At 73.2% G+C, this 2,603-nt stretch carries 1 protein-coding gene; it reads left to right on the top strand.

Annotation, left to right across the window (positions count from 1 at the left end; all coding sequences use genetic code 11):
• Positions 1-2,603 (top strand): SDR family NAD(P)-dependent oxidoreductase (locus C569_RS31445; RefSeq protein WP_036347359.1); only part of this gene is annotated, 2,603 nt, incomplete at both ends.

Raw genomic sequence — 2,603 nt, 5'->3', positions numbered from 1 at the left:
GGTCATTCGATCGGTGAGGTGACGGCGGCGCATGTGGCGGGTGTGTTGTCCCTGGCCGACGCGTGTCAGTTGGTGGCGGCGCGGGGTCGGTTGATGCAGGCGCTGCCCGCCGGTGGTGGGATGCTGGCTGTGGCGGCCGACGAGGCTGCGGTGGCGCAGTCGATCGCGGGCCTGGGCGACCGCGTGGGTATCGCGGCGGTCAACGGCCCGGCCGCTGTGGTGGTGTCGGGTGTCGTCGAGGCCCTGGCCGAGGTGGAGCGGGTCTGGCGTGATCGGGGGGTGCGTACGCGCCGGCTTGCGGTGAGCTACGCGTTCCACAGTCCGTTGATGGCGCCGATGCTGGCCGAGTTCCGTACGGTCCTGGACGGGTTGGTGTTCTCCGCGCCGCTGCTGCCGGTCGTGTCGAACGTGACGGGGGCCCTGGCCGGTGACGAGATCAGTACCCCGGAGTACTGGGTGCGGCATGTGCGGGAGGCGGTGCGGTTCGCCGATGGTGTGACGGCGCTGCGCGGGGCGGGTGTGGACACGTTCCTGGAGGTCGGGCCGCAGAGTGTGCTGACGGCGATGGCCGCCGACGTGCTGCCCGGCGACGACGGTGTGCTGGCCGTGGCGGTGCAGCGTCGGGACCGGCCGGAGGGGCAGGCGTTGCTGCACGCCCTGGCGGAACTGCACGTGCACGGCGTGCCGGTGACCTGGGCGCAGTGGTTCGTCGACACTGGCGCGCGCCGCGTGGACCTGCCCACGTACGCCTTCCAGCACCAGCGCTACTGGCCCGCCGCCAACCGGGCGCGTACGGGCGACGTGTCCGGGGTCGGACTCGGCCGCACCGGGCACCCGCTGCTCGGCGCGACAGTGGACCTGGCCGGCGACGACGAGATGGTGCTGACCGGCCGACTTTCCCTGACCACACACCCGTGGCTGGCCGACCACACGGTCTCCGGGCTGACGTTCGTACCCGGCACGGCCCTGGTCGAGCTGGCCGTACGGGCCGGCGACGAGGTGGGCCTCTCCCGGCTGCGGGAGCTGACCATGGCCGCCCCGCTGGTGCTCCCCGAAACCGGGGGCGTACGCATTCAGGTGCGGGTGTCCACGTCGGAGTCGCCGCAGCGTCCCGTTGCCGTCTACTCCCGCCCCGACGACGATCCCGAGGCGGGCTGGACCCGGCACGCCGAGGGTGTACTGGAAGCGTCCACCGCCGACGAGCCCGACTCGATCACCTGGCCCCCCGCCGCGACGTCGGAGGTGGACCTCGCGGGGTGGTACACGACGCTGGCGGAGCACGGCCTGGCGTACGGGCCGGTCTTCCAGGGGCTCCAGCGCGCCTGGATCGGCCGCGACGAACTGTTCGCCGAGGTGGCCCTGCCGGAGGCCGCCGCGACGGAGAGCGCCGGATTCGGCGTGCACCCGGCCCTGCTGGACGCCGCCCTGCACCCGATCGGGCTGCTGCTCGGTGGCGAGGAATCGAGCGGACCACGGGTGCCGTTCGCCTTCGAGGGCGTGCAGGTCCACGCGGCAGGCGCGGGGACGCTGCGGGTGCGCCTGACCCGCGACGGCTCCGGGCTGCGGGTGGCCGCGTACGACGAGGTGGGCGCGCCGGTCGTGTCGATGGACTCCCTCGTCCTGCGAGAGCTGACCGGTGTGGCCGCGCCGGGCGTGGCCTCGCGGTCGCTGTTCGAACTGCGGTGGCCGGCCGTGGAGGCCGCACCCGCCGGGGAGCTTTCGGGTTGGGCGCTGGTGACCGGCGACCTGGAGCTGCCGGCACCGGTAGGCATGCCCACGTACGCCGACGTGGCGACGGTCGCGGGGGATGAGTCAGCTCCCCGGACGCTGCTGATGCCGGTGTTCCCCGCGCCCGGCGCGGCGACGCCGGAGTCGGTCCGGGCAGTGACCTCGGACGTGCTGGCGACGGTGCAGTCCTGGCTCGCGGCGGACGCCCTGGCGGACTCGCGGCTCGTGGTCGTGACCCGGGGCGCGGTGTCGATCGGCGACGGCGACCGGGTGACCGACCTGGCGAGCGCGGCGGTGTGGGGTCTGCTGCGTTCGGCGCAGTCGGAGCACCCGGGCCGCATGGTCCTCGCGGACGTCGACGGCGACCTGGACGCCGCGCTGGTGGCCCTGCTGGACGGCGTCCTGCGGGAACCGGCCGCGACCGGCGGCCAGTTGGCCGTCCGAGGGGGTGCGGTGTACTCGCCGCGCCTGGTCCGGGCCGGCGTCACGTCGGTGGAGGCGCCGAGCCTGGGTGATGGTGCGGTGTTGGTGACCGGTGGTACGGGTGCGTTGGGTGCGTTGGTGGCGGAGCATCTGGTGTCGGTGTATGGGGTGCGGTCGTTGGTGCTGGTGTCGCGGCGTGGTCCGGAGGCTGCGGGTGCGGGTGGGTTGTCGGAGCGGTTGTCGGCGTTGGGTGCGTCGGTGCGGGTGGTGGCGTGTGATGTGACGGATCGGGATCAGGTGTTCGGGCTGGTGGCGGAGGTTTCCGCTGGTGGTCGGTTGGCGGGTGTGGTGCATACGGCTGGTGTGCTGGATGACGGTGTGGTGGAGGGTCTGACCGGCGAGCGGCTTTGTGCGGTGTTGGCGCCGAAGGTGTCGGCGGGTTGGTTGTTGCA

This window comes from Micromonospora sp. CNB394 (assembly GCF_000374985.1).
Classification (GTDB): Bacteria; Actinomycetota; Actinomycetes; order Mycobacteriales; family Micromonosporaceae; genus Micromonospora; species Micromonospora marina.
Note: the sequence above shows the minus strand (reverse complement) of the source record. Positions and strands in the feature narration are given on the sequence as shown.